Here is a 7,022-nt window from a genome sequence, read left to right on the forward strand (position 1 = left end):
CCTCACCTGCCCATTTCCCAACCCAGTTCGTATGCCGCGGGCGCCCGCCGTGATGCTGGCGCACCGAGTCCGGGTGGCCGGCTCCCGCCCGACCGACGAACCGGGTTGAGAAATGGGGACCCGAAGCCCCCGGCTCCCGACCGACCGACGAATCGGGTTGAGAAATGGGGATGAGCCCCGCCGCGCGGACCCGGACCCGGACCCTGCAACCGTGGACGGCGCGGTCAGAGTTTCTCGAGCGGCGCAAAGCGCAAGAGCAGCCACTTGACGCCGGTCTCGCCGCCGAAATCGACCTGGGCCTGGGCCTTGTCGCCGTCGCCACGGGTGTCGATGACCGTGCCGAGCCCAAAGGAGTCATGGGTGACCTTGTCACCCTTGACCAGATGGATCGGTGGGCGATTGCCGGGCGAGCGCACCCCCGGCCGCGAGCCGAGCGTGGCGACCGCGGGCCGTTGGTCACGTCGCCCGATGGCGGCGGCGCCGCTGAGTTCTCGCTCCCAGGCCACCAGGGTCGAGGGGATCTCGTCGAGGAAGCGGCTGGGAGGGTTGTACTGGGGTGCGCCCCAGGCCGACCGCACCGCCGCCCGTGACAGGTGCAGACGCTCCCGCGCCCGCGTGATGCCGACATAGGCCAGGCGGCGCTCCTCCTGCAGTTCCTTGGGGTCCCCGAGGGAGCGAAGGTGCGGGAAAGTGCCGTCCTCGAGGCCGGTGAGGAAGACCACCGGGAACTCCAGGCCTTTGGCCGTGTGCAGGGTCATCATCGTCACGACCCCCCGATCGGCGATCTCCGCACCCTCGGCATCCGGGGCATCCGGGATCTCGTCCGCGTCGGCGACGAGCGAGACCTGCTCGAGGAAGTCCTCCAGCGGGGCGACCTCGCCGGTCTCGGCGCGGGCGTCGTCGAATTCCCTTGCGACAGCGACGAGTTCGGCAAGGTTCTCGACCCGGGTCTCGTCCTGCGGGTCATGACTGGCGCGCAACTCCGCGAGATAGCCGGAGCGCTCGATGACTGCCTCCAGCAGGTCCGCCACCCCGAGCTCGTCGTTGTCGCGGATGGCTCCGAGCTCCTCGAGGAGCGCAGTGAATCCCTTGATGCAGGTGACCGACCGCGTCGCGATCCCCGGGGCGTCCTCGGGCCGACCCAGCGCCTCGACGAAGGTGATGCGTTCGCGGTCGGCGAGCGCTGCGATGCAGGCCTCGGCGCGGTCGCCGATGCCGCGCTTGGGCACGTTGATGATCCGCCGCAGGTTGACCGTGTCGGCCGGGTTGGACAGGACCCGCAGGTAGGCCAGGGCGTCCTTGACCTCGCGCCGCTCGTAGAAGCGGGTGCCGCCGACGACCTTGTAGGGCAGCCCCACCCGGACGAAGACCTCCTCCAACGCGCGGCTCTGCGCGTTGGTGCGGTAGAAGACGGCGACATCACCGGGTTTGACGCCGTGCTCGTCACCGAGCCGGTCGATCGTGCGCGCGACGAAACTCGCCTCGTCGTGCTCGTTGTCGCCGACGTAGCCCACGATCGGCGCGCCGTCGCCCGACTCGGTCCACAGCCGCTTGGGGCGACGCCCCTCGTTGCGAGCGATGACCGCGTTGGCCGCCGACAGGATGGTCTGCGTCGATCGGTAGTTGCGCTCGAGCAGGATCGTGCGCGCATCCGGATAATCCTGCTCGAACTCGACGATGTTGCGGATGCTCGCCCCGCGGAAGGCATAGATCGACTGGTCCGCGTCACCGACGACGACCAGCTCGCTCGGCGCGACCGCGTGAGGGTCCCGCGCCTCCCCCGCGGCGCCGCCGACGAGCTCGCGAATCAGTTGGTACTGGGCGTGATTGGTGTCTTGGTACTCATCCACCATGACATGCCGGAAGCGCCGCCGATAGTGCTCGGCGACATCAGGGAAGGCCTGCAGGATGTGCACAGTCGTCATGATGATGTCGTCGAAGTCCAGCGCGTTGGCCGACCGGAGCCGCCGCTGGTAGGCGGAGTAGGCCTCGGCGAGCACCTGCTCCTGGTGGGTGGCGCTCTCCCCCAGCCCCGCGGCATACGACTCCTCGTCGACCAACTCGTTCTTGAGATTGGAGACCTGGTGGGTGAAGGACCGCGGGTTGTAGCGCTTGGGGTCGAGGTCGAGGTCACGCATGACCATGGCCATCAGGCGCTGGCTGTCGGCGGCGTCATAGATCGAGAAGGTCGACTTCATGCCGACCTTGGCGGCCTCGCGGCGCAGGATCCGCACGCACGCGCTGTGGAAGGTCATCACCCACATCGCGCGCGCCCGCGGACCGACGAGTTGCTCGACCCGCTCGCGCATCTCGGCGGCGGCCTTGTTGGTGAAGGTGATCGCGAGCACCTGGCCGGGCTGGACCCCACGCGCCGCGAGCAGGTGCGCGATCCGGTGCGTCAGCACCCGCGTCTTGCCCGACCCGGCGCCGGCGACGATGAGCAGCGGGCTCCCCTCGTGGAGGACGGCCTCACGTTGCTCGGGGTTGAGGCCTTCGAGGAGGGCGTCGGGGTTGGTCGCCCCCCATGCTGCGGTATGCCGCGCAGCACCCTCCGCGGGCCCCTCGCCGGAGCCGTGGAGGGCCCAGTCAGGGACCCCCGCCGCATTGACCATCGCCGCGTGCGCGCTCGTGCGCGTCGCGTCGTCCACGTGGGGGTCATCGCCGAAGTGCAGGCCGTCGAACAAGGTGCTCATGTCGCGTTCAACCCTACGTCCCACCACCGACCGCGACGTGGCACCACGGCATACCCCAAACTCTGTGGGCTGCACACACAACCTCACCGGCCAGAACCCGGCTGAACGGATCCATGCGCCAGCCACGGTCGTCCCACCGACTTCTCGCCGCCACCGCCACCACCGACCTCGCCCTCGGGCTGGCCCTCGCGACGGCCTCCCCGGCGGCCGCCGACAAGCCTGCAGCCGGCCATTGCGCCCGCGTCGACAAGGTGAAGGGCAAGGGTGCGGAGACCATCAAGGTGGCCTGCCTCGACGACCTGACGACGGCCGGCACGCTCGTCAGCGGCCACACCAACCGCGCCGACTGGAACGGCCCCAACGCGCCCGCGACGACCAACCCGACCGGTGTGCCCGGCATCCAGATCGACGGCTACTCCCCGACACCAGCACGACGAACGCCAACAACGGGTGGCAGCACGACAGCAAGTTCGTGCTGCGCGGCGGTCTGGATGGCCGTCCTCCTGCTGTGGCTGCTCGACGCGAGCAACACAGTTGCTGACCTTCGGCTTCGTCTATTCCGGTCTGCTCGGCGACAACCCCAACAACGCCATCATGTTCGCTGGCGTCTTCCTGGGGATCGCCGCGCTCGTCATGCAGTGGGGCGGCCGCAGACCTGGCCCTCGCGCGGGCAGGTGAGGTGGCCCGAGCCCAGGGCGCAACGGTGTCGGCGGCCCTGCTCATCGACGGCGAGCCCGCCCAGGCCTTGGTCAAGGCGGCCCAGGACCGGTCGGCCGACCTCATCGTCATGGGGGCGGTGCACGACCGCTCCCTCGCCGGACGCCTGCTGGGCACGACGGCCGAGGAGGTCACGAAGAAGGCCACCTGCGACGTGCTGATCGTGCGTCCGGTCGACCCGGTGGACGAGCTCGAGGTGCCCGAGGACGTGTCGCCCTCGTAGCCCTGGGGCCGTCCGCTCAGGCGGTGACGACGTCTTGGATGCGCTGGAGGGTCTTCTCCATATTGCGTCGCGTGAGGTCGGTCAACGTCGCGCGCACGACGTAGCGGCTCGGCAACGCCTCCTGGCGGGTGTCCCAGGTCTCGCGCACGATCGTGCCGCCTTCGACGGGCTCGAGCTCGTAGCGCCAGATCCGGCCGGTGAGGACGTAGGACAGCGGCTTGGGGGCCAGGGTCTGCCAGGCGATCCGCCGGTTCTCCTCGAACTCGACGACGACGTTCTTCGTCGCGTAGTTCACGCCCCAGTCCATGTCCATGCCGAAGCTGTCCCCGAGCGCGAGCCGGCGCTCCCCGGCGGACCGGGCCCCGACGATGGTGCCGGAGCCATCGATCTCGTGGTGGCGCCCGGGGTCGGCCAGGAGGTCGAAGATGGCCTCGGCGGGGGCGGGAATGAGCCGCTGGACGGTCACTTGCTCGGTCATGGGGCAACCCTAACGGTCCGGTCACGACGCACCGGCGTGCGTGACACGGGCCACGTCCGTGCGCTTGACTCGCGCTGTCAGCGACAGCGGGGGCTCTCGTCGGGGGCACCCCACGGGGATTGGGGCACGCCATGACATTCGGACTTCCACTGCGCACCCGCCAGGCCATCGTCGCCATCGTGGCCGTCGTCTACGGGGTGGGGGTCGCCTTCGGGTCGACCCTGTGGGGCGAGGACTCGACGGGCACCTGGCTGATGTGGGGCGCCGTCGTCGTCGGCCTGCTCTTCCTCGTGCTCCTGCTCGTCCCGCGTCTCATGGGCGAGCGCTGGGGCGCCTCCGGCACGAGCTGAATCGCCAGCGTATGCCGCGGGCAGCCACCCGGCCGGCCGCACGGCATACGCTGCGGTGATGGCGCGCAAGGGTGAGTTCGGGGAGCCGGTCATCCTCGATGTCGACGGCTTCGACGTGCGGATCTCCAACCCGGAGCGGGTCTACTTCTCGGCGCGCGGCGAGACCAAGCTCGACCTCGCCCGCTACTACGAGGCCGTCGGCCCGGGCATCGTCAATGCGCTGCGGGAGCGGCCCTGCATGCTGCACCGCTTCCCCGACGGGGTCGACGGCGAGAAGGTCCACCAGAAGCGGCTGCCCCGCGGTGCGCCGCCGTGGGTGGAGACCGTGCGCCTGTTCTTCCCGCGGTGGGGGCTGCACGCCGACGAGCTGTGCGTGACGCGCCTGGCCGATGTTGTCTGGGCGGTGCAGATGAGCACGGTCGAGTTCCACCCGTGGAACTGCCGTCGCCCCGAGCTCGAGATGCCGGACGAGTGGCGCATCGACCTCGATCCGATGCCGGACGCCTCGTATGCCGCGGTGCGGCGCTCCGCGCACGTCGCCCACGAGGTGCTCGACGAACTCGGCGCGGTCGGCTTCCCGAAGACGAGCGGCGGGAAGGGGATGCACGTCTACGTGCGGATCCGGCAGGAGCACGGCTTCAAGGAGGTGCGCCGGGCCGCACTGGCGTTCGCGCGCGAGGTGGAGCGGCGACTGCCCGACGACGTGACGACGACCTGGTGGCGCAAGGACCGCCGCCCCGACGCGGTGTTCGTCGACTACAACCAGAACGCGCGCGATCACACGATCGCGGCGGCCTACTCGGTGCGCGGGACGCCCGAGGGTCGCGTGTCGGCGCCGCTGCGCTGGGACGAGATCGACACGGCCGAGCCGGGTGACTTCACGATCGCGACGATGCCGGCGCGCTTTGCCGAGCTCGGGGACCTCATGACCGACATCGACGACCACGTCTTCGACATCACGCCCCTGCTCGAGTGGGCCGACCGCGACGAGGCCGCCGGCGACGAGGAGCCGCCGGACGACCCGACGGTCAGTGAGCGCGGGCCGCGTAGTGGAGGATGACGTCGTGCACGTGGCGCGCCTTGTCGTGGCCGCGCAGCTCGACCTCGTAGGTGTGCCCCGAGATGCCGATCGACACCGTCGCGGCCTCGACGTAGCCGCCGAGGAAGGACTTGTTCGCGACGAGCGAGACCGCGTGGACGCCTCCGTAGGGGATCGAGGTCAGGGCCACCCGGCCGCCGACGTAGGACTCGTCCTGCAGGACGACGCGCAGGTCGGTCAGGCCGATGAACCCGGTGCCCGCATCCTTGGCGTCGTAGACGGCGACGAGCTGCTCGCCCTCGAGCAGACCGGCCTCGACGGCCTGCCACTGCTCCTCGATGTCGTAGATCGCCTCGCTCATGAGCGGTTCACCACCGGGGCGAGCGTCTCGCCGAGGAGGGCGACGCGGCCGGGGACGTGCCCGTTGGCGGGGAGGTTGACGGTCACGCCGTCGACGCCGCTGGCCAGGATGCGTTCGTAGATCGGGCGCACCTCGTCCGGTGAGCCGAGGATGACCCCTCCGGCACGCGCCGCGAGCTCGGGGATCGCCGCGACAGCCGCGTCGAGCTCCGCCTGCGCCTGCTCCTTCGTCGGGGCGATGACCGCACTGGTCTGGTAGGTCACGGTGATCTGCGAGCGGTCCCGCCCGAGCCGCTCACAGTGCTCGTCGAGGGCCGCGAGCTTGCGGGGGATCTCGTCGGGGGCGCAGATGATGTTCGACTCGTCGGCATACTGCGCCACCATCCGCAGCGTCTTCTTCTCGCCACCCCCGCCGATCATGACGGGGATGCGACCAACGGGTGCCGGGGAGTTGATCGCATCGTGCACGGAGTACCACGTGCCCTCGAGGCTGGGTCGCTCCCCACCCGCGAGGTGCGCTGGGAGAGCGCGGCGAGCAGCGTGTAGCACTCGATCATCGCGTTGTCCGGCGCGCCGAGCATGGGCAGCTGGTAGAAGTGGTCCATCACGAGGACCGTGTCGAAGCCGCTCTCCTCCGCCTCGACCGCCTGCGCGGCCACCGCCTCGAAGAGGCCGTCGCTGCCCACTCCGGGATAGGTGAAGTTCGGGACCTGGTAGCCGAGGCGGGTCATGACGTGAGCGTCCCACATCTGTCCATGCATCGCCTTGCGTCCGACAAAGTGGTTGCCTCCACGCAGGAGCCCGTCGGACGCAACACAGACCAGCGCGCTCCGCGAGGCGATGATGGGTGCGTGGACCTCGTCATCGCTCCCGGACCCGGTGTGCCCCACGGCCTCGTCGTGCCCGCCGGGGTCCTTGTCGAGCGCTTCTCCCGCTCTCCCGGCCCCGGTGGCCAGTCGGTCAACACCACGGACAGTCGGGTGGAGCTGGAGCTCGAGCTCGCGGCATATGACGGGTTCACCCCGACCCAACGCCGACGGGTCACCGCGGCTCTCGGCGACCGCATCGTCGTCGCGGCCCGAGAGCACCGCTCGCAGCACCGCAACCGCGTCGCCGCCCGCGAGCGGATGGCCGAGGCGGTCCGCGCCGCCCTCGCGCCCCC

Annotated in this window: 10 protein-coding genes; 5 read left to right on the forward strand and 5 right to left on the reverse strand. The window is 70.2% G+C overall.

Annotation, left to right across the window (positions count from 1 at the left end; all coding sequences use genetic code 11):
• Positions 1–224: 224 nt before the first annotated feature.
• Positions 225–2,693, reverse strand: coding sequence for a DNA helicase PcrA (pcrA, locus tag BN10_RS13565; protein WP_010851831.1), 2,469 nt, complete (start codon positions 2,691–2,693; stop codon positions 225–227).
• 534 nt (positions 2,694–3,227) lie between these two features.
• Between pcrA and BN10_RS17495 the strand changes: the two genes are divergently transcribed.
• Positions 3,228–3,371: a hypothetical protein gene (locus BN10_RS17495; RefSeq protein ID WP_198014061.1), complete on the forward strand. Its 144-nt coding sequence runs from the start codon at positions 3,228–3,230 to the stop codon at positions 3,369–3,371.
• A gap of 1 nt (position 3,372) precedes the next feature.
• Positions 3,373–3,633: a universal stress protein gene (locus BN10_RS13575; RefSeq protein WP_010851833.1), complete on the forward strand. Its 261-nt coding sequence runs from the start codon at positions 3,373–3,375 to the stop codon at positions 3,631–3,633.
• A gap of 16 nt (positions 3,634–3,649) precedes the next feature.
• On the opposite strand, the gene BN10_RS13580 is transcribed toward BN10_RS13575, so the two are convergent.
• On the reverse strand, positions 3,650–4,111 hold the full coding sequence (locus BN10_RS13580; RefSeq protein ID WP_010851834.1) for an SRPBCC family protein: 462 nt from the start codon (positions 4,109–4,111) through the stop codon (positions 3,650–3,652).
• Between the two features lie 131 nt (positions 4,112–4,242).
• Between BN10_RS13580 and BN10_RS13585 the strand changes: the two genes are divergently transcribed.
• On the forward strand, positions 4,243–4,461 hold the full coding sequence (locus BN10_RS13585; RefSeq protein WP_010851835.1) for a hypothetical protein: 219 nt from the start codon (positions 4,243–4,245) through the stop codon (positions 4,459–4,461).
• A 58-nt stretch (positions 4,462–4,519) separates the two neighbouring features.
• Entirely contained in the window at positions 4,520–5,521 is a 1,002-nt protein-coding gene (gene ligD, locus BN10_RS13590) for a non-homologous end-joining DNA ligase (RefSeq protein ID WP_010851836.1), read from the forward strand.
• Here the strand turns inward: ligD and BN10_RS13595 are convergent.
• Genes BN10_RS13595 through BN10_RS17870 form a run of 3 tightly spaced genes read right to left on the reverse strand, consistent with a single transcriptional unit; the run spans position 5,490 to position 6,591 of the window.
• Positions 5,490–5,861 carry a hypothetical protein gene (locus BN10_RS13595; protein WP_010851837.1) on the reverse strand — a complete coding sequence of 124 codons (372 nt, stop codon included), beginning with the start codon at positions 5,859–5,861 and terminating at the stop codon, positions 5,490–5,492. The two genes, ligD and BN10_RS13595, sit on opposite strands and share 32 nt — an antisense overlap.
• Positions 5,858–6,328: an LLM class flavin-dependent oxidoreductase gene (locus BN10_RS13600; protein ID WP_010851838.1), complete on the reverse strand. Its 471-nt coding sequence runs from the start codon at positions 6,326–6,328 to the stop codon at positions 5,858–5,860. The genes BN10_RS13595 and BN10_RS13600 overlap by 4 nt, the downstream gene beginning before the upstream one ends.
• Positions 6,277–6,591, reverse strand: coding sequence for an LLM class flavin-dependent oxidoreductase (locus tag BN10_RS17870; RefSeq protein ID WP_233354322.1), 315 nt, complete (start codon positions 6,589–6,591; stop codon positions 6,277–6,279). Before BN10_RS17870 ends, BN10_RS13600 begins: the two co-directional genes overlap by 52 nt.
• Positions 6,592–6,711: 120 nt before the next feature.
• Here BN10_RS17870 and BN10_RS13605 point away from each other — a divergent pair.
• Positions 6,712–7,022 (forward strand): peptide chain release factor-like protein (locus BN10_RS13605; RefSeq protein ID WP_040753716.1); only part of this gene is annotated, 311 nt, incomplete at its 3' end.

Source organism: Phycicoccus elongatus Lp2, from assembly GCF_000367525.1.
Lineage (GTDB): Bacteria > Actinomycetota > Actinomycetes > Actinomycetales > Dermatophilaceae > Phycicoccus_A > Phycicoccus_A elongatus.